We start from the raw sequence: 17,943 nt of genomic DNA on the forward strand, positions 1-17,943 counted from the left end.
CACGTGAATCGGATTGCGACGCTGACGGTCCGCTTCTAATCGTGACCGAGGCCTGCCGCGCGCGGGTCCCCGTCACGCGGAAGGAGCCGATGAACTTCGCTTGCAACGAGACCGACGACATCCTGTCGGAGACCATCGCACGGTTCGCCGCAGAGGAATTGCGCCCGAGGTTGCGCGAATTCGAAGCGGCCGGATCGGTCAGCAACGACCTGCATATGCGCTTCGAGGCGCTCGGCTTTGCCGCCGTCGACCTACCGGAGGACCTCGGAGGGGCCGGGCTCGGCCTTACGACCCGCCTTCAGATCAATCGCCGGCTCGCCGAGGCTGATGCCGGCGCGGCGCTCGCGCTGGATCGTCTCGGCCCGGCCGGCTATGTCATCGAGGCGTTCGGCGGCCGTGATCTCCTGAAGCGATATGTCGATCTCCTTGCGAAGCGTCCGGAGATGCGCGTGGCGTTGGTCATCGATCCCGATGTGATTTCGGCGCCCAAAAGCTCGGTCCGCGGTGAAGCTGCATGGATCGCATCCGGCCGCGCCGATGTGCTGGTCGGCCTCGGTCGTGCCGGCGCGTGGCTGCTGGAGGGCGGATTCGTGATCGAAGCGGTTCGCGGTGCGGCCTTGCATGCGGCAGGCAGCAGCCGCGTTCGCTATGATGGCAAAGCGGCCCATGCATGGCACGATCCGAACTCGGCAGCGTGGGCCCTGGCGAAGATCAGGCTGTATTATGCCGCGCTGATCTGGGGCGCTGTCGCGGACGCCGCCGGCTTCTCGCGCCGCTACGCGCTCGATCGCGTGGCGTTCGGCAAACCCATCGCCCACCATCAGGCCCTCGCGTTCCTGATCGTTGACATGCACATCGCAGTCGAGCGCCTCGGGCTCCTCATCGAGGATGCCGCGCGACGGATCGATGCCGGCGAAGACGGCGCGGCTGACGCCGCCTCGGCCTTCATCGATGCGATCGAGGCGAGCCGGTTCGTCGGGCCGAACGCGGTGCAGATTCTCGGCGGCCATGGCTTCATGCGGGACTATCCCGTCGAGAAGGCGATGCGGGACTGTCGCGCGCTCGGATTGCTTGGCGGTGGCCTCGATGCCGCGCAGGATGATGCCGGCGCGTCCGCCAAATCACAGGAGTTGGCGGCGTGAGCGGGTTCAGTGCGGCGCTGTGCGGCCATGTCGAACGTGCCAGGGAGTGGGGACAGGCGGAGGTTCGCCCCGCCGGCCTTGAAGCCGACCGCAACGGCGCTCCGCTGCCGGCCGATCACCCCTATTTCACCAGGTTCGTTGCCTGGCGTCGCGCGCATCCGTTGCCCGCCGAGGATGACGGCATGCCCGAGGGCCATGCCGTCCGGATGGCTGTGCTCAACGAGGAGAACGCCTATTGGGACCGCGGCATGGGCGTCGCCGCGCCGGGCCCCGGTCTTCCCACGCCACTGGTCGTCGCGATGGGCACGCCCGAGCAACGCGAGCGCTTTCTTGCGCCGTTTCGGACCGCTGGCACGCCGCGCTGGGCAGCCTTCGCGCTGACCGAGCCCGGCGGCGGTTCGGACACCTCCGCCTTCCGGACCCGCGCCATCCGCACCGATCGCGGTTACCTGCTGAGCGGTTCGAAGTGCTTTATCGGCAATGCGGCGCGCGCCGACTGGGTGCTGGTTCAGGCCAATCTCGATCCCGACAAGGGCAGAGCCGGCCAGCGCGCGTTCTTTGTCGAGCGCGGCACCCCTGGCATGACCGGGATCAAGATCGAGAACAAGATGGGCCTGCGCGCCTATGAATCGGTCTCGTTCATTCTCGAGCACTGCGAGGTGCCGCGCGAAAATCTGCTGGGCGGCGAGCAGCCCGCGCGCGGCTCCCGATCCGGCGCCTATGGCGAAACGATGGGCGCGCTCAATACGACGCGGGTGGGGGTCGCCGCCAGCGCGGTCGGCCTTGCCCGCAGCGCGTATGATGAAACGCTGAGCTTCGCCAGGCGCTCGGGCGCGATCAGCTCGGCGCGAGTGCGTGACCGGCTCGAGGACATGCGGCGCAAGCTGCGCGCGGCCTGGCTGATGACGCTGCGCGCCGCCTGGAAGGCCGACCGGAAGATTCCCAACGTCGTCGACGCTTCGATGGCAAAGGTGTTTGCCGCCGAGACTGCGCACGAACTGGCCACCACCGGCATGGACATCATCGGCCTGGAAGCGGGCGCCGGAGAGTGCCTGGTCGAAAAATTGTTCCGCGACGCCAAGGCGCTCAACATCGTCGAAGGGACCGGACAGATCCAGCGCATCATCATTGCGCGCAACCTGGTGGGACTGCCGCGCTGATGACCACGCCATCCCTCACACCGGCGCAGGACCACGCGCACGCCGATGCCGGCAGCGCGGCGATCGAGGCGTTTCTAAAGCCAAAATCCATTGCTGTGATCGGCGCTGCTCCCGCCGAGCAGCGCAGCATTCGCGGCACGCTGATGCGCGTGCTGCGCCGCAGCGGCTTCGATGGCCGGATTGTTCCGGTCAATCCAAGTTACGCCGAGATCAACGGCATTCCCTGCTATCCGTCGATCGGCGCGGTTGGCTTTGCGGTCGATCTTGCGGTGATTGCGATCCCCGCGGCGTTCGTTTGCGATGCGGCGGCAGAGTGCGCCGCGGCGGGCGTGCGCGCGGCGATCATCATCTCGTCCGGCTTCGCCGAGGAGAGCGCCGAAAAGGCGCGCCTTCAGCTGCGTCTTTACGAAATCGCCCGCCGCACCGCCATGCGGATTTGCGGTCCGAATTGTGAGGGCTTCTACAATCTTCTCGACGGCGTGGCGGCGACCTTCAGTGCCGCCGCCGAGCCCGCGGAGGCCGAGAACCAGGGGATCGTCGGTGCGGGACGAGTTGCCGTCGTCGCGCAAAGCGGCGGTCTCGGCTTTGCCATGCTCAATCGGGGCCGCGCCCTTGGGCTCGATTTCACCCATATCGTCACCACCGGAAACGAGTGCGATCTGACCGCCGTCGATTTCATCGGCCATTTCGTTGCCGATGCCGCGAGCAAGGTCGTCATCGCCTATCTCGAGGAGATCCGGGACGTTGCGGGATTTCGCCTCGCGGCCGAGCGCGCACGCGCATCCGGCAAGATGATCATTGTTATCAAGATCGGCCAATCGGAGCCGGGGCGCCGTGCCGCGCTCGCGCATACCGGAAGCATCACCGGGGCTGCCGCCGATCTGGATGCCATGTTCGCCGATCTCGGCGTGCTCGTCGCCGCCGAGGCCGATGAGGCCGTTGCCGCTGCGCTGGCCTGCGTCACCAATCCGATGTCTGGCGGCAGGCGCGTCGGCATCGTGACCACCGCGGGCGGCGCCGGCACCGTGCTTTGCGAGAGTCTTGCGGGAGCGGGCTTCGCCATTCCCGCGTTGAGCGAACCGCTTCAATCTTCGCTTCGGCCGACGTTTCCCGCCTATGGATCGGCGGCGAACCCTGTCGACGTGACGGCCCAGGGCATCTTCACCGGCGGCGCCATGCGCGCGCTCGAGGTGTTGCTGGACGGAGACGAGGTCGATCTCGTCGTCTTTGCAGCAACGCTGTCGGGCGAGCGCAGCATCTCGATCGACATCGATGCCCCGCGCGAACTTGTGGCGCGTAGCGCGAAGCCGATTCTGATCTACAGCTACACCCTGCCATCCGGCTTTGCGCGCCAGGCGCTCTGGCGGGCCGGCTTGCCAGTCTTCGCGCACATCCGGGACCTGGTGGCGGCGGCGCACGCGCTGACCTTCGACAGGCGCCGCCGAGCGGGCCGCTTGGCCGAAACGGGATTGCATTCGTCATGATCAGCTTCGCGTTGACCGACGAGCAGAACCAGGTGCGCGACACGCTGACGGCGTTTGCGGAGAACGAACTGGCGCCCCGCGCGCGCAGCGCCGATGAGGCGCGAGGTGCACCAACCGAGTTGCTCGATACCGCCTGGTCGCTGGGATTTACCGGCCTCTCCATCCCCGAGGGCTGCGGCGGCGGCGGAGCGCCGCGCTCGCATTTGACCGGCGCGCTGATGCTGGAGGCCTTGGGCTACGGCTGCGCCGGCCTTGCCGGCGCGGCCTTGTCCTCCATGCTGTTCGTCAATCCGTTGATCGATCTCGGCTCCGAGGAGCAGAAGCTGCGCTACCTGCCGGCATTTTGCGGCGAGACACGGTGCGCGGCGAGCCTTGCCCTGCACGAGGCGGCGTCGGGCGTCGACCTCGCCGGAATGGCGACCCGCGCCGAACGCAGTGGAACAGGCTGGATCATGACCGGCGCCAAGCGCCTGGTTCCGATGGGCGAGGGCGCAAATCATCTCCTGGTGCTCGCGCGCGCCTCGCATGCGCCGGGACTGGCGGGAATCAGGGCATTCATTGTCGGCACGGATGCCGCGGGCGTCACGATCACGCCCGAGCGCGGAACCATCGGGTTGACTGCGCTGGGCTTCGTGCGGGTCGAACTTGCCGGCGTCCGGCTGGAGGGCGATGCCGTGCTGGGCGGCGGCGATGGCGCCGACATTCGTCCGCTGCTGGCGAGCCTGAGGATCGGCGGGGCGGCGCTAGCAACCGGGCTTGCGCGCGCGGTGACCGATTTCGCGATCCCCTATGCGAAGCAGCGCGTCGCTTTCGGCGAGCCGATTGCAAGGAAGCAGTCGATCGCCTTCATGCTCGCCGATATGCACATCGAATGTGATGCGATGCGCTGGATGGTCTGGAAGGCGGCCGCCGAAGCCGACGCTGGACGTGACGCCACCAGGGCGAGCGTGCTTGCCCGGAACTACGTCAACCGGCACGCATTCAAGATCGCCGATGACGGCCTGCAGATTTTCGGCGGGCACGGCTATATCCGCGATCTTCCGCTGGAGATGTGGCTGCGCAACATGCGGATGCTGACCATCCATGACGCGATCGCGGCAGCATAGGGGCCGATATGGTGGATTTCTCGCTTTCCGATCCAGATCGCGCCGTTCTCGATGGTGTCGCCGCCGAGGCGAAAGCCGGCGAAAAATACGCGCGTCACTATGACGACCATGAAGAGGAGCTTCTGCCGAAATCCTTTCCGGAAGCCTCCAGCTTCCCGCCCATCCAGCAACGCTTGCGCGGCCGATCGGGCCACGACACGCCGATGCTCGTCCTGCAGGTGCTGATGCGGATCGAGCGCGAGGCTCATTGCGGGGTGCCGCTGCGTCAGCCGCCCACCGCGCTCGGCAATGCCGCGCTCGACGCCGCCGGGACCGCGGTCCAAAAGGCACGCTGGGGACATCTGATGCTGGCGATGTCGATCACCGAGCCTGGTGCCGGCTCGGACACCAAGGCGATCCAGACCACCGCCAGGCTCGACGGTGACGCGTGGGTCCTCAACGGCGACAAGATCTTCGTCACCAATGGTGTCCGTTGCGACGGGACCATCGTCTGGGCGACCGTCGACAAGTCGGCTGGCCGCGGCGGCATCAAGTCCTTTCTGGTGATGAAGGGCACGCCCGGTTTTGAGCTTGTTCGCAAGGAAAAGAAGCTCGGTATTCGCGCCAGCGACACGGCCGCGTATGCGTTCCGGGATTGCCGCGTTCCGCGCGATCACCTGATCGGCGGGGACGAGAGCGTGCCACGGGGCGAGCGCGAAGGCTCGGCGTCCTACAAGGGTGTGCTCAAGACCTTCAACATGACGCGTCCGTTCGTTGCGGCCGGCGGCATCGGCAAGGCATTAGGCGCCTTCCGGTTCGCGCGCGACAGGCTTGCCGAGGAAGGCATCGTGGTCGACGTCGACGAAGGCCCGACCTGCCGCAGCGCCGCCGCACAGGCGCTGCTGGATATCGAGGCCGACATCGAGGCGGCGACCCTGACCGTGCTGAGAGCGGCCTGGCTCGCTTCCCAGGGGAAACCGAACAATCTCGAAGCGTCGGTAGCAAAGGCCAAAGGCGGTGAGCTCTGCCGCAGCGGGCCCCAGCGCGCTATGGAGGCGCTGGGTGCGATGAGCCTCAGCCATGACTATCCGATCGAGCAGTATCTGCGCGACGGCCGCATCACGGACATCTATGAAGGCACCGGCCAGATCCAGCGCCTCGTGATTGCGCGCGAAATCCTCGGCTATTCGTCCGAGGAGCTTACCTGACGAAATCGGCGGTGTGGCCTGGCGGATCGCGTGCTCGCGACCTCCGCCGGGGCTGGCCTCGCGATTGCGGCGCGCTTTGGCCGGACGTTGGATTCCGCCCGGGCAGGCTACGGGGAAAGGCGTGAACGCCAGGGCCGCGCGCTCAGGCGCGGCCAATCCCGCTCCGTTGCTTTGCACCGTGACGGTCGCCACCCTCCACGAACAGCAAGCCGATCGTGCCGATGCCGAGCAGCACCGCAACCGGAATGAGGCCGAGCGACTGTGAGTGAAAATACGCCGTGAAGACTCCGATCATGGCGGGCGCCATCCAGGCGGTGGTCGAGGCCGTGACATGGAACAGGCCGAGGAAGGAGCCGAGCCGTTCGGGCGGCACGATCTCGACGACCATGGCGCGGCCCGACGCGGTGGTCGCAACGGCGAACGCGGTCATCGACGAGGAAATCAAGAGAAATGCAACCTCCGGCCAGCTGCGAAACACCGGGCCGGACCACAATGGTGCATGTGCCGCGAGATCGTACTGCCAGAAATAGAGCAGCCTGGTCGGCGTCGTGCCGAGCACCATCACCAGGAGCAGGATGGTGCAGCAGAGCTCGAGGATGAGCGCGCGACGCGTTCCCATCCGGGTATTCAGGATGCCGGCAAGCAGCCCGCCGAGGCTCGCGAAGATGATCTTGACCACCGCGAAGGCCAGCAGATCGAGCGCATGCCATCCCATCACGCCGGACGCGTAAATCCCCTCCAGCTTGATCAGAGTATAGAGGCCGTCGCCGTAGACCGTCCGGGCAATCAGGAATTTGAGGATGTTGCGTTGCTGCGGCAGGCTTCGGATTAGGACCAGAACGTCCCTGAGGCCCGAGCGAACCGCCGTGCCCAGCGTCTCGCGTGTCGGCGCGGCGTCGATGGCGAAGCGCAGCAGACCTGTGAGCCCGACAAAGACAACGACCGCAATGAACGGTCCCAGCAACCGCTCCATGTCGTGATCGGCTCGCGACAGGCCGAACAGCGGCTGGTCCGGCACGCCAAGCCCATGCAGTTTGCCCGGCAGCGCAAAGCCCCACAGCAGGAAGATCATGATGGCGACGGTGAAGAGATTGGCGACGCCGAGGCTGATGCCGGAATAGCGGCCTGCGCGCCGGATGCCGACCGAAGGTCCCAGCATTGCGTTGTGCAGGATCTCGGCATAGGCGAACAGCAGGCCGAGCAAGGCCAGAATGCTGATCACGGCCGTTGCCGACAAGCCGCTGCGGTCGGGTTTCGCCCACCACAGGCTGATGAGGAGCGGGATCTCGAGCAGCACGAACACCGCGATCCAGGGCTTTCGCGGCCCCATGCGGTCCAGCGCCGCCCCGAGAAAGGGCACGGTCAATGCGGCAATCACGCCGGCAGCCACGGCAAAGCCGGCCAACAGGGCCTGCGCCATGACGGGGTCGCCGATCAGCACCTTGGTGACGTAGGGCGTGAAGATATAGATCTTGATGAGCACGACATAGGGAACGCGGCCAACCTCATAGCCGATCCACGACCAGGTGCTGAGCGACAGGCTTTGCCCCTCGGCTGCCCTGGCAGCGACGAGGCGCGACGAAGCAAGCGTCTCTTCGGACATGCGGCGGACTCCTCCCGTGTGACCGGCATCCTTTGATGTCCGGCTGCGGCCGATCTTTCCTTGCCCAGCAATCGGAGGCCTGCCGACCGACCGCGTTCTCTGCCGAGAGCAGTGGCCGAACCGTAGCGTCTTCAGCGCGCCAAGCACATCGAAGGACGTCGCGCCCATGCATTTCCACATGCATGGAAATGCCGGATCTGTGCGAGTCTGACAGGTTGTTTACCTGGAGAACTCGATTTCAGGCCTATGACCATGTCAGCCATTCAACCGACGTGACGGAGATGTCGAGATCGTGGAGAATTGCCGCCGCCGGATTGGGGCTTGTCGTCGTGGCGACAGGGATGTTGTGGAACGATCTCGCGCAAACCAACCGGACGATATTCTTCCACCTCGCGCGGAGCGAAAGTCCCGTGATATTCGGCGCTGAACGCGAAGAGCTCTTGAAGCTGAGAGGGCGAGGAGCAGGGCGCATCAGGAGCGCGATCGCGCAGCAGGGCAGGCTTCAGGTCCAGCAATATGCCATCAGCAGGCAGGGCGACGGCCGCTTCCGGATCGGTCCGGAAAAGCAGATCGAGCTGACGCAGGCCGATGCGCCGCTGGTCAGATTTGGCGCGCTTTGTGCTTCCATAGACTGCGGTTCAGAAGGAGATCTCGCTTGTGATGTTTTCAGACGGACGGGATCTTCAGGTGTCGGGCGCGCCTGAGCAGGCCATCTGGTGGCATGTGTATCCGCTCGGCTTTGTCGGGGCGGAGCAGGAGAGCCGTGTGTGCAGCGGCGTCGCGCATCGCTTCGGCAGGCTTGCCGCGTGGCTCGACTATGCGGCGGACCTTGGTGTTTCCGGTTTGCTGCTGGGGCCGATCTTTGCCTCCGCCACCCATGGCTACGACACGATCGATCACTTTCAGATCGATCGCCGCCTCGGCGACGAGGCGGATTTCGAAGCCTTCATCTCGGCGGCACAGCAACGCGGCCTGCGGGTCATCCTCGACGGCGTGTTCAATCATGTCGGCCGCGACTGCCCGATCTTCCAGCGCGCGGTCGCCGGCGGCCCGGGTTCAAGAGAGGCGTCATGGTTTCGATTGACCTGGCCGCCGGACGGGGCTGCGGATCGCGAGCCGGATTACGCGACGTTCGAAGGCCACCGGCAACTGGTTGCCTTGAACCATGACGAACCTGCGGTCGCCGAATACGTGACGGGCGTGATGAACTATTGGCTCGAGCGCGGTGCCGACGGCTGGCGTCTCGACGCGGCCTACGCCGTCCCAAGGCCGTTTTGGCGGCGAGTTTTGCCGCAGGTCCGGGCCCGGCATCCGGACGCTTACATTTTCGGCGAGGTCATCCACGGCGATTACGCGGGTTTTGTTCACGACACCGGCATGAGCGCCGTCACACAATATGAATTATGGAAGGCGATCTGGAGCGCGCTCAACGATCGCAATCTGTTCGAGCTCGCCTGGGCGCTCAATCGTCACACCGCGATGCTTGAAGCGTTCGTGCCGCAGACCTTTGTCGGCAATCATGACGTCACGCGGATTGCGAGCCAACTGCGCGATGAACGGCACCTTGCCCATGCGCTTGTCGTCCTCATGACCTGTGGCGGCACACCTTCAATCTATGCCGGTGATGAGCAGGCGTTTCGCGGGATCAAGGAGCACCGGGCGGGAGGCGACGATGCGGTCCGTCCGGCTTTTCCCGCGACGCCGGCCCATCTCGCGCCGTTCGGATGGCCGGTCTATCGTCTTCATCAGGACCTGATCGGGCTGCGGCGGCGATATCCGTGGCTGCATCGGGCGAAGACTCGCATCACCGCGCTTCGCAACACCGATATGCTGTTCGAGGCGTTCCATGAAGAGAGCCGGCTGTGGGTTGCGTTGAGCGTGTCCGATGCGCCGGTCACGCACGCGATCGATGCGAGGCTCGACAAGCTGGCTGGCGATCTCGCGGTCGATCGCAGGGGTGCCATGACCGAGATTACGGTGCCGGCGCACGGTTGGGGGATTCTCGCCTGAGCGCACCGATCTTGCGGGTTCCGCGCCAGGAACCTGATGCCTGTTCGATGCGGGAAATCCTGCAAGCTGTGAACTCGCTCATACCCCCTCGCCGCGCCGCGCACTAATCAGATCGCGGGCGGGCGTTTCCTGGATTTGAGCCGAGCAGGAGATTTCGCATGAAGCCTTTGATCATGGCATCTTTCATAGCCGCCGTCGGACTGCTTGCAGTCCTGACCGCCCCGCGATCACACCCGATCTCGACCGTCGGACTTGCCAAAGCGGGTGGCGGATCGTCGCTGCACGACATGCAAAGCGGGCGGCAGGCCGACAAGCTCCCGGCCGACGACTTTGACGATCGGTCATTGGTCTTCCCGCGCGAATCGAAGCGGTGAAGCAGCGGACCGGTCACGGGCTCAAGAAGTTGGGCGGAATCGAATAGGCACTTCGCAACAGGCCGAGCGCTTCCAATTCGGCACGATGTGCGTCGAGTTCCAGAATGGCCAATAGAAACGCCAGCACGGTGACGACATAAATGAGGAACGGGGACGCCTCAGCCGGCGCGTCACGATCCCGTGGCGGGATCGAATCGCGAAGTGATCGCCTCCGCGAGAGAAAATGCAGATACGTTCTAGGTCGTATATGCATAATGACGTCCTCGACGTGTCACACAGCATAGGATCGGGCTATATCGCGTTCAAGCCGGACCTATTGCGGCATTGAGTAGCGGTCGATGCGTATCACGCGGCGCAACATGGAAGCCGGCCGACCGCTCCGCGCGTTGACGCGGGCGAGGGAGATGTTCTGCCTGGCCTTGGGCGACATGCCGCGGCCGGCCTGCCAGCCGATGAGTTGGGGCGCAAGTCTGTGCGGCGTCGTCATCGTGCTCGCGCTCCATGTAACGCCGGCGCGCGCGCAATTGGCAGGTCACGGCGGACCCGTGCGGGCAATTGCGATGTCCCGTGACGGCAACAGCCTGCTGTCCGGCAGCTTCGACACCGCCGCCATCCGATGGTCGCTCAAGACCGAATCCGCTGACCAGGTCCTTCGCTTTCATTCCGATGCCGTGAACGCGGTCGCCTTCCTGAAGGACGGCCGAATGGCCACCGCCGGCGCGGATGCGCGGATCGGCATCTGGACGCCAGGTCGGCCGCAGCCGGATCAGATTTTTGAGGGCCATCGCGGACCGATCGTTGCGCTTGGCGAGTCGCCAGACGGCACAAGGCTCGCGTCGGCGTCGTGGGACCACACGGTTCGCGTCTGGTCGCTTGCCGACGGCAAGGCGCAGGTGCTCGAAGGACATGCACAGAACGTCAATGGCGTGGCATTCGCGCCGAACGGACGGTCGCTGGTCAGCGTCGGTTACGATCGCGAATTGAGGATCTGGCCGATGTCGGGCGGAACACCGAAACTCGTCGTGCTCCCGGCGCCGCTCAACGCGGTGACGGTCGCGCCCGACGGCGACATCATCACGGGCGGCGCCGATGGGAAGGTCCGCTTTCTGACGCCGGAGGGCGAGCAAACCGGCGAGGTGCAGGCCGGCGTCACGCCGATCATCGCGCTGGCGATCTCTCCCGACGCGACGTTGATCGCCGCCGCCGCAATTCGCGGCGTGGTGGCCGTCATCGACCGCAAGACGCGAAGCATCGCGCGAACGTTGGCCGATGCGGGCTCGCCGGTCTGGTCGGCCGCGTTCCTGATCGACAACGCAACTTTGCTGACGGGCGGGGGCGACGGTAAGATCAGGCGCTGGAACGCGCGCACCGGCGAGCCGATCGGCGCATCGTTGCAGGCCGCGACGCGGGACCCGCTCGCCGCCTTTGCGGGAGATCACGGCGCCGAGGTGTTTCGGGCGTGCATTGCCTGTCACACCTTATCGGAGAAGGAGCCGCAACGCGCCGGCCCGACGCTCGCAGGCCTGTATGGCCGACGGATCGCGACGCTGCCGGGTTATCACTTCTCCGACGCACTCAAGGGCATGGATATCGTCTGGACGCCAGAGACGGTCGCAAGGCTGTTCGAGGTCGGTCCGAATGCCTACACGCCGGGGACAAAAATGCCGGAGCAGCGAATAGGATCGGCGGAGGATCGCAGGGCACTCACCGATTTTCTCGCCCGCGCAACCTCACAATAGACGACGCTAGTTGTCCCTCGGCTGGCTAAAGCGCGATGAGATTAGGTTGAATCATCATCGCGCTTTAGCTCTTTGTTTGAGCATGATCTCCGCGCAAACGCTTCGCGTTTGTCGTGAGGGAAAACCGCTTCACACTTTTCCGGATCATGCTCTAGAAGCCGGGCCATCGCTCGACCGGAAGATTCGTCAAGTTGGGGCGTTCCTTGAGCATGGTCATGACGTCCATGTTGGGATGGTCCTTCATGGCCTCGGTCACGCAGTTGTTGACGTATTTCCGGCGCGAGAGCCACCTGATCTTTTTGCCTTTCGCTTCCGCCTTGCAGGCCACGATCGCCCGTTTGAGAGCAACCTTTTCAGCCTTGGTTGGGCGTGCCGCCTCAGCGGGTGAGGGCATCACCGCAGCGATGCCAACAATCAACACAGCGGCGAAGGACGCAATTTTGGTGAATAGAGACATGACGCACTTCCCCCAGGTTCGTTGCTCTGTGAATAGTTGCTTGCCCTAATCCTTGTTGTCGCGCTGGCGCAAATAGTCGTCCGTCGTGCGAGGCGGCGCGCGTGCCGGCACGTCCTTGAACGGGTCGAATTGCTGTTCGCTCATGGTGATCACGCGGCAGTCTGCGCACATTCTGACCACCTCCAGCCGCTTCTCGCCTGCCGGATACATCCAGTGCCGGCCCTCGAGCTTCGCGGCAATCTTGTCGATCGTGCTCTTCACACCGAAGGGCTTGTTGCAGCGGACACAAAGTGCCGGCTCTTCTTCCTTGATGATCCGCGCGGGAGCCCTGGCGGCCCGGAAATCGATCTGCGGCGTCAGAGTAATCACCTTTTCCGGGCAGGTGCTCTGGCACAATCCGCACTGCACGCAGGCGTCTTCGATGAATTTGAGCATCGGACGTTCGGGATCGTCGCGGACTGCCCCGGTGGGACAGACCGAGACGCAGGACAGGCACAAGGTGCACCCGTCCACATTGACACTGATCGCACCGAGCGGTGCGCCTTCGGGTAGGGCGATCACGTCGGTCGGCGCAGGTGCGACGCGGTGCAGCTCGTGAAGCGCGAAGCGGAGCAGGTCGCGCCGCTTGCCGACCGTCTTGAAGGTTGCAGGACGCTCCACGGATCGCGCGGGTTCGATTGCCCGCAGCGCGTCCCCCAGCACATCGGGATCGTCCGTTTCGATCGTCGCCACCGGGCGGCCCGAAAATCCAAGACCGGACACGATGGCATCGGACATCGCGATGGTTTGCGCAAGCCCGGCGATGTCGTGCAGCGGCCGTGCGCGAAGCAGGAAACGGATTCCTGCCGCGCCATAGGCAAACGACGCCACGACAGCTTCGAGGCCGACCTGCGTCACTTCGTTGACGGCGAACGGCAGCACATTGGCCGGAAGCCCATCGCCGTGACGGGCAAGCGCATCGATCAGGGCGCTGCCATGCTGAACATCGTGCACCAGAACGACGGCATTGGAACCGCCGGCTTCGCGGTAGGTCAGCAGCATCGCGCGCAGTCTGTGCAGCAATGCGTCGGAAGGCGGCAGGGCATAGCTGGCGGCGCCAGTTGGGCAGGCCGCGGCGCACTGCCCGCAGCCGGCGCAGATCTCCGCGCTGATCTCGACGTGATCGCCAGCCGGCCTGATCGCGCTGGTCGGGCAGAGATCGAGGCAGCGATGACAGCCGGTCAGCTTCGAGCGCGAATGGGCGCAAAGTGACGCGGTGAAATTGATGTATTTGGGCTTGTCGAAGCTGCCGACGAGGTCGCGCGCCTTGAGCACCGTGCGCAACATCGCGGCCGGATCGCGCGGATCGGCGCGGAGATAGCCGTCGCGCAGGTCATGGGCGGGAAACAGCGGCGTTCCGCCGGAGAGATCGAGCACGATGTCGCAGCGCGAGGTCAGGCCGTTGCGCGGAGCTTCGAACACCAGCGCACCGCGCGAGGAGGGACGAGGCGCCGAGTAGCCGTCGACCGTCAGCTCGAACGCCCCCAAATGGCCCTTGGCGTTGCGGATCGTGCCCTGGACGATCGGAAACGGGGTTGTCGCCGGCGGGGTGATCTGCGCCGGCCGCGTGATCATGACAGTTACGTCGAGATGGTCGGCGAGCAGTTGGCCTGCTTCGATCGCAACCTCGTTGCAGCCATAGATCAGGATCACCCCTTCGCTCGACAGGGCGACAAACGGAAAATCAGGGGCTGGCTCGGACGCGGCTGCGAGCAGCGCTGCCATTTTTGGCGTCGCCTGGCGCCCTTCGGTGGACCAGCCGGCGGTCTCGCGCAGGTTGACGAACTCCAGTTTCCCGGAATGTCCTTCCGCCTGCTCCGCGAACAGCGCTGCCTCCTGCGTGCAGCCGACGATCAGCGATCCCCCAGCCTTTGCCGCATCGCGAAAACAATCGAGCTCCGCGCGGCAGAGCTGGCGGAACCCGGCGACTTCGCTATCGCGGCACGTCCGCTTGAGGGCGGCCGTATCCGGGTGCATCGTGTCTTCGCACGAGCAGATCAGGATCGTCTGACGCGGATCCGGCATGCCAGCTCTTACCTCCTGACGAGGCCCAAGAATGATCGCGGCGGACTCGCGTCGACGCGTTTGCCCGATTAAGCTATTCTCACAAGAGAAGAAAAGGAAGGAGGAGGTCCGACTGACATCGTCAGACCTTTGGCGCGCAGTAGCCTCGGAGCCGATCGAATTGCCACCGCCGTTTGCGCTGGTGAGGCTGCGCGAGAGTCGTGATGCCTTCACCCACGCCATGGCAATTGCCGAACAGGGTGGGGCAGGTACGCTGACCTATGTCGGACGGTTCGACCTTGCCGAGTTCGCCGTCGTGCTTGAACCCGGTGAGCCCTTGCGCACCGCGCGCCGCGCCTTCTACGCGGGGATGGTCGCCCTGACCGATGCCTTGCGTGCCTATGCGCCGCCGAACAAGGAGGTCGCCATCGACTGGCCGGACGCGATCCGTGTCGACGGCGGACTCGTCGGTGGCGGCCGGCTGGGCTGGCCCTCGTCCGCGAGTGAGGAGGAGCCACCGCGCTGGCTGGTGTTCGGCGCCATGATCCGGACAGTCGCAATGACCGACGGCGATGCCGGTCTGCATCCGCTCGCTTCCGCGCTGGATCAGGAAGGGTTCGGCGAGGCCGGCGCGATCCAGGTGACGGAAAGCTTTGCGCGGCATCTGATGCGCGCCCTCGACGGCTGGCAGGTCGACGGCTTCGACGGCATTGCGCGCCAATATCTCGATCGGTTGTCGTGCGAGCGGCAGGCCATGCAGGCGATCGATGACAATGGCGATCTTCTGCTGCGCCGGAGCGCGACAAGCAGGGCCGATCGGCGCGTTCTCAGCGAGGCGTTGGCCTCGTCCTCCTGGTTCGACCCCGAGCTTGGAGGACCGCGCCTGTGAAGCTTTTGCGCACCATCGCGCTCGATCCGTCCGACACGTTCGTGTTCGACGTGGCGGCGGAGCCGGGCGATTGGGCGGTGTCGGGCGCGTTCCGGTTCTGCGATCGGGATCCGGCGAAGCTGGACGGCAAGGATCGATCGGCATTCCGCAGCGGTTTCCTCGGCGTGCAGTCCTGGGGCTGGTCGACGCTGGCGCAAATCGTCCCCGCGACCGAGGACGATTGCCGGACGCTGGTGGAGCTCCTGGCCAGCCAGCTTGTCGAACGGTTCGGCGCACCGGATCTGGCGGCGGCGCGCCTTGCGGCCGAAGAGGAGGTCGCCTTCGCGCAATCGCTCTGCACGCATCCCGTCGGCGCCCTGATTGCGGTTCATCGCTCGGCGGGCGACGGCGAGGTTCGCGAGTCCTTCCGCAGGCTGCAACTGCGCGAGGGCCAGCGTCACGGCAAGGCGTTCTCCTTCATGGAAGTGGTGGATGACACGGAGACCGACGGCGATCTCGACCTTGCAAAGCTGAGCGAGGAGCGGCCGCACCGATGAAGGATTTTTGGATAGCCTGCGGCCACCATCTGCTCGATCGTGATGCGAATGGCGGGCTTGTGGTGACGGACGAGTTTCTCAAGGCCTATTTCGTGCGCCCTGAATTGATGCCGCCGGATGACGCTTGCGCGGCCGAGCGGCGGCTGCACCAGGCGCTGCTGGCCGATCCGCGCCGGGCGGTTACTGCAGAAGAAGTTGCCGCGATCGCCGATGCGGATGCGCGGGAGAACTGGCAATTCGTGCTGGAATTCCGCGCCCTTTTGCTGCGCGAGCCCACGTTGGAAGCCGCCTATCTCGCATCGGTTCGCTCGCACTCGGTTCACCTGCCACCGCTGTTCGTGAACCACCTCGTGCACGTGATCCTGCGGAATGCACTCGATGGCTGCGAGGACCCCTTTGTGCTGCGCGCGGCCGAACTGTTCTTCCGGCCGCAGCGGATCGTGCCGCACGAACATTCGCTGCTGCTCGGCGATGAGGAGGTCATCGGCGGGCCAAGCCCAACGCCCGTGTTGTCGCTGATGTCGATGTTGGGAGGCACGACCAGCGCCGGGGTCGATATCTTGAGCGAGGAGACTGCCGACAGTTACTGGTGGCGCAGCGACCTGTTTGATTTTGCTTTCGATCTCACCGCCGGCGGGCGGGGGGCGGCGGCGCTGGCCGAGGCCATCAGGCGCTGGATCTCGCATCTGCTCGGCGTTGATGTCGCCATCGCGCCGCTGACCGCGCTGCGCAATGCCAGGCTCACCTGGTATGTCGGCCTCGATGCCGATGCCACCCGGATCGGCGATCGGCTTTGGCATGGAGAGACGCTGGATGAGACTGTCGTGAACCGCGTGCTGTCGCTGTTTCAGCTGACCTTTCCCGATGCCGGGCTGGTGGTTGATGCCGTCGCGCGCGAGCCGGTCTATCTGATCCTGGCAATGACCGCCGATCAGCTGGTGCGGTTGAAGCCGCAGAACCTGTTGACGGGGTTGCCGATCAAGCACCTGGAGGCTGCAACGTGAGCCCAGTCCTGCCATTGCTGCGCATTCCGGTCGGCGTTGTGGTCGAGCGCCGAAAAGCAGACTCGCCGTGGATCGATTTTGTCTGGCGCGGCACCGGCGTATTGCCCGACGCGCCGCAGTTGACGCCGTGGACCGTCATCCGGGAGCAGGAGGGAACGACGCTGTTCTATGCGGGGAGCGCGACGGTCGACCTCTATCGTTCGGAAGCCGCGCGCTATCGCGACAATCTTGCCACCGGCGCTCCCTGTGTCTGGATCGTATTGACGCCTGCCGAGGGCAGCTGGCCGTATGCCCTCTCGGCCGTGACTGCAGATCCGGCGGAAGGGGAGGCATTCACCGAGGCCGGCGCCAATCTGGTCGAGGCGGTGCCGATGCCGGAGGTGCTGCATCAGGCGATCGAAAAGTTCATCGCCGAGCACCACGTCGCGTCGGAATTCGTCAAGCGCGAGCGGCGTCGCGCCGATCCGGAGGCGCTTGCGCGGCGTCACCACGAAGGCGGCCACGAATGAGCGACGAGCAATTCCTGGCGCGCTGGTCGCGCCGCAAGCAGCAGGCGAAGGTTGGCCAGGCGGAGCCGGCTCCGACGGACGTTGCCGGCGCGCATGAGCTCGAGCTGCCCGACCAAACGCCGGCAGAGCCGGTTCTCACTGAGGCGGAGCTCGCGGAGTTGCCCCCGATCGAATCGATCGACGCCGCGACCGACATCGCCGCCTTCCTGCGCAAAGGCATTCCACCGGCGTTGAGCCGTGCGGCGCTTCGTCGCGCCTGGAGCGCCGATCCCGCTATCCGTGATTTCGTGGGGCTCGCGGAGAACGCCTGGGACTTCAACGACCCGAACGCCATGCCCGGCTTCGGTCCGCTGGACTATTCGGTCGAGCAGATCGACGCGCTGGTCCGCCGTGTCGTCGGCGGCCTGGTGCAGACTGCCGAGAACCTTCCGAACCCGGAAGCAGCCATTGCCGGAGACGGTGCGCGATCGGCTCATTCGGTTGCGAGTCCCGCGCCACCTTCAACGCAGGCGATTGGATCACCCGGCGAGCCCGCAGCCGCGGAATTGCCGTCCGCTTCTGCTGCATTGCAACCGGAATCCGCAGATGACAAATCACAGCTTCCGCACCGCACGCACGGCGGCGCGCTGCCTCAGTAGACTGCGACTAAAGGGGATAGCCTTAGGCTATGTACTCGATTGACCGCGTCGCCATGCGCGCC

The 17,943-nt window shown here is 65.3% G+C and carries 17 protein-coding genes; 14 read left to right on the top strand and 3 right to left on the bottom strand.

What is annotated here, in order from left to right:
- Positions 1-89: 89 nt before the first annotated feature.
- Genes XH93_RS02585 through XH93_RS02605 form a run of 5 tightly spaced genes read left to right on the top strand, consistent with a single transcriptional unit; the run spans position 90 to position 6,079 of the window.
- The gene (locus XH93_RS02585; protein ID WP_194472277.1) at positions 90-1,142 is read left to right on the top strand and encodes an acyl-CoA dehydrogenase family protein; all 1,053 of its coding nucleotides are present in this window, start codon (positions 90-92) and stop codon (positions 1,140-1,142) included.
- A complete protein-coding gene (locus XH93_RS02590; RefSeq protein WP_194472278.1) occupies positions 1,139-2,302 on the top strand; it encodes an acyl-CoA dehydrogenase family protein in 1,164 nt (387 codons plus the stop codon). Before XH93_RS02585 ends, XH93_RS02590 begins: the two co-directional genes overlap by 4 nt.
- Positions 2,302-3,786, top strand: coding sequence for a CoA-binding protein (locus XH93_RS02595; protein WP_194472279.1), 1,485 nt, complete (start codon positions 2,302-2,304; stop codon positions 3,784-3,786). The genes XH93_RS02590 and XH93_RS02595 overlap by 1 nt, the downstream gene beginning before the upstream one ends.
- Positions 3,783-4,892, top strand: coding sequence for an acyl-CoA dehydrogenase family protein (locus tag XH93_RS02600; RefSeq protein WP_194472280.1), 1,110 nt, complete (start codon positions 3,783-3,785; stop codon positions 4,890-4,892). The genes XH93_RS02595 and XH93_RS02600 overlap by 4 nt, the downstream gene beginning before the upstream one ends.
- A gap of 11 nt (positions 4,893-4,903) precedes the next feature.
- Positions 4,904-6,079 (top strand): acyl-CoA dehydrogenase family protein, encoded by a 1,176-nt coding sequence (locus tag XH93_RS02605; RefSeq protein ID WP_210340434.1) that lies wholly within the window; start codon positions 4,904-4,906, stop codon positions 6,077-6,079.
- A 142-nt stretch (positions 6,080-6,221) separates the two neighbouring features.
- Here XH93_RS02605 and XH93_RS02610 read toward each other — a convergent pair whose 3' ends face one another.
- Positions 6,222-7,682: an MFS transporter gene (locus tag XH93_RS02610; protein WP_194472282.1), complete on the bottom strand. Its 1,461-nt coding sequence runs from the start codon at positions 7,680-7,682 to the stop codon at positions 6,222-6,224.
- Positions 7,683-7,864: 182 nt separating this feature from the next.
- On the opposite strand from XH93_RS02610, the gene XH93_RS02615 reads away from it, so the two are divergent.
- The 4 genes from XH93_RS02615 (at position 7,865) to XH93_RS02630 (ending at position 11,805) form a co-directional block, all read left to right on the top strand.
- On the top strand, positions 7,865-8,386 hold the full coding sequence (locus XH93_RS02615) for a hypothetical protein (protein ID WP_194472283.1): 522 nt from the start codon (positions 7,865-7,867) through the stop codon (positions 8,384-8,386).
- Entirely contained in the window at positions 8,343-9,692 is a 1,350-nt protein-coding gene (locus XH93_RS02620; RefSeq protein WP_194472284.1) for an alpha-amylase family protein, read from the top strand. The genes XH93_RS02615 and XH93_RS02620 overlap by 44 nt, the downstream gene beginning before the upstream one ends.
- A 158-nt stretch (positions 9,693-9,850) precedes the next feature.
- Entirely contained in the window at positions 9,851-10,066 is a 216-nt protein-coding gene (locus tag XH93_RS02625; protein ID WP_194472285.1) for a hypothetical protein, read from the top strand.
- Between the two features lie 452 nt (positions 10,067-10,518).
- Positions 10,519-11,805, top strand: a complete 1,287-nt coding sequence (locus XH93_RS02630) for a c-type cytochrome (RefSeq protein WP_194474963.1) — start codon at positions 10,519-10,521, stop codon at positions 11,803-11,805.
- A gap of 151 nt (positions 11,806-11,956) precedes the next feature.
- Here XH93_RS02630 and XH93_RS02635 read toward each other — a convergent pair whose 3' ends face one another.
- Together XH93_RS02635 and XH93_RS02640 are read right to left on the bottom strand one after the other, a co-directional pair.
- Positions 11,957-12,262 (bottom strand): hypothetical protein, encoded by a 306-nt coding sequence (locus XH93_RS02635; RefSeq protein ID WP_229173026.1) that lies wholly within the window; start codon positions 12,260-12,262, stop codon positions 11,957-11,959.
- A 45-nt stretch (positions 12,263-12,307) separates the two neighbouring features.
- Positions 12,308-14,278 carry a 4Fe-4S binding protein gene (locus XH93_RS02640; RefSeq protein ID WP_194474964.1) on the bottom strand — a complete coding sequence of 657 codons (1,971 nt, stop codon included), beginning with the start codon at positions 14,276-14,278 and terminating at the stop codon, positions 12,308-12,310.
- Between the two features lie 229 nt (positions 14,279-14,507).
- Between XH93_RS02640 and XH93_RS02645 the strand changes: the two genes are divergently transcribed.
- From XH93_RS02645 to XH93_RS02665, 5 genes are read left to right on the top strand one after another with little or no spacing between them, the layout of a single operon-like run.
- On the top strand, positions 14,508-15,194 hold the full coding sequence (locus XH93_RS02645) for a biotin/lipoate--protein ligase family protein (RefSeq protein ID WP_246799468.1): 687 nt from the start codon (positions 14,508-14,510) through the stop codon (positions 15,192-15,194).
- A complete protein-coding gene (locus XH93_RS02650) occupies positions 15,191-15,730 on the top strand; it encodes a DUF6505 family protein (protein ID WP_194472287.1) in 540 nt (179 codons plus the stop codon). Before XH93_RS02645 ends, XH93_RS02650 begins: the two co-directional genes overlap by 4 nt.
- Positions 15,727-16,734 carry a DUF6352 family protein gene (locus tag XH93_RS02655; protein WP_194472288.1) on the top strand — a complete coding sequence of 336 codons (1,008 nt, stop codon included), beginning with the start codon at positions 15,727-15,729 and terminating at the stop codon, positions 16,732-16,734. The genes XH93_RS02650 and XH93_RS02655 overlap by 4 nt, the downstream gene beginning before the upstream one ends.
- On the top strand, positions 16,731-17,243 hold the full coding sequence (locus XH93_RS02660; RefSeq protein WP_139861601.1) for a DUF3305 domain-containing protein: 513 nt from the start codon (positions 16,731-16,733) through the stop codon (positions 17,241-17,243). Before XH93_RS02655 ends, XH93_RS02660 begins: the two co-directional genes overlap by 4 nt.
- Positions 17,240-17,881: a DUF3306 domain-containing protein gene (locus XH93_RS02665; protein WP_194472289.1), complete on the top strand. Its 642-nt coding sequence runs from the start codon at positions 17,240-17,242 to the stop codon at positions 17,879-17,881. Before XH93_RS02660 ends, XH93_RS02665 begins: the two co-directional genes overlap by 4 nt.
- Positions 17,882-17,943 lie beyond the last annotated feature (62 nt).

Source organism: Bradyrhizobium sp. CCBAU 51753, assembly GCF_015291565.1.
Taxonomy (GTDB): domain Bacteria; phylum Pseudomonadota; class Alphaproteobacteria; order Rhizobiales; family Xanthobacteraceae; genus Bradyrhizobium; species Bradyrhizobium ivorense.

Coding starts and splice junctions, on each gene's coding strand:
- XH93_RS02585 (WP_194472277.1), top strand. CDS start 90: ATGAACTTCGCTTGCAACGAGACCGACGACATCCTGTCGGAGACCATC.
- XH93_RS02595 (WP_194472279.1), top strand. CDS start 2,302: ATGACCACGCCATCCCTCACACCGGCGCAGGACCACGCGCACGCCGAT.
- XH93_RS02600 (WP_194472280.1), top strand. CDS start 3,783: ATGATCAGCTTCGCGTTGACCGACGAGCAGAACCAGGTGCGCGACACG.
- XH93_RS02610 (WP_194472282.1), bottom strand. CDS start 7,682: ATGTCCGAAGAGACGCTTGCTTCGTCGCGCCTCGTCGCTGCCAGGGCA.
- XH93_RS02615 (WP_194472283.1), top strand. CDS start 7,865: ATGGAAATGCCGGATCTGTGCGAGTCTGACAGGTTGTTTACCTGGAGA.
- XH93_RS02620 (WP_194472284.1), top strand. CDS start 8,343: ATGTTTTCAGACGGACGGGATCTTCAGGTGTCGGGCGCGCCTGAGCAG.
- XH93_RS02625 (WP_194472285.1), top strand. CDS start 9,851: ATGAAGCCTTTGATCATGGCATCTTTCATAGCCGCCGTCGGACTGCTT.
- XH93_RS02630 (WP_194474963.1), top strand. CDS start 10,519: ATGAGTTGGGGCGCAAGTCTGTGCGGCGTCGTCATCGTGCTCGCGCTC.
- XH93_RS02635 (WP_229173026.1), bottom strand. CDS start 12,262: ATGTCTCTATTCACCAAAATTGCGTCCTTCGCCGCTGTGTTGATTGTT.
- XH93_RS02640 (WP_194474964.1), bottom strand. CDS start 14,278: ATGCACCCGGATACGGCCGCCCTCAAGCGGACGTGCCGCGATAGCGAA.
- XH93_RS02655 (WP_194472288.1), top strand. CDS start 15,727: ATGAAGGATTTTTGGATAGCCTGCGGCCACCATCTGCTCGATCGTGAT.
- XH93_RS02665 (WP_194472289.1), top strand. CDS start 17,240: ATGAGCGACGAGCAATTCCTGGCGCGCTGGTCGCGCCGCAAGCAGCAG.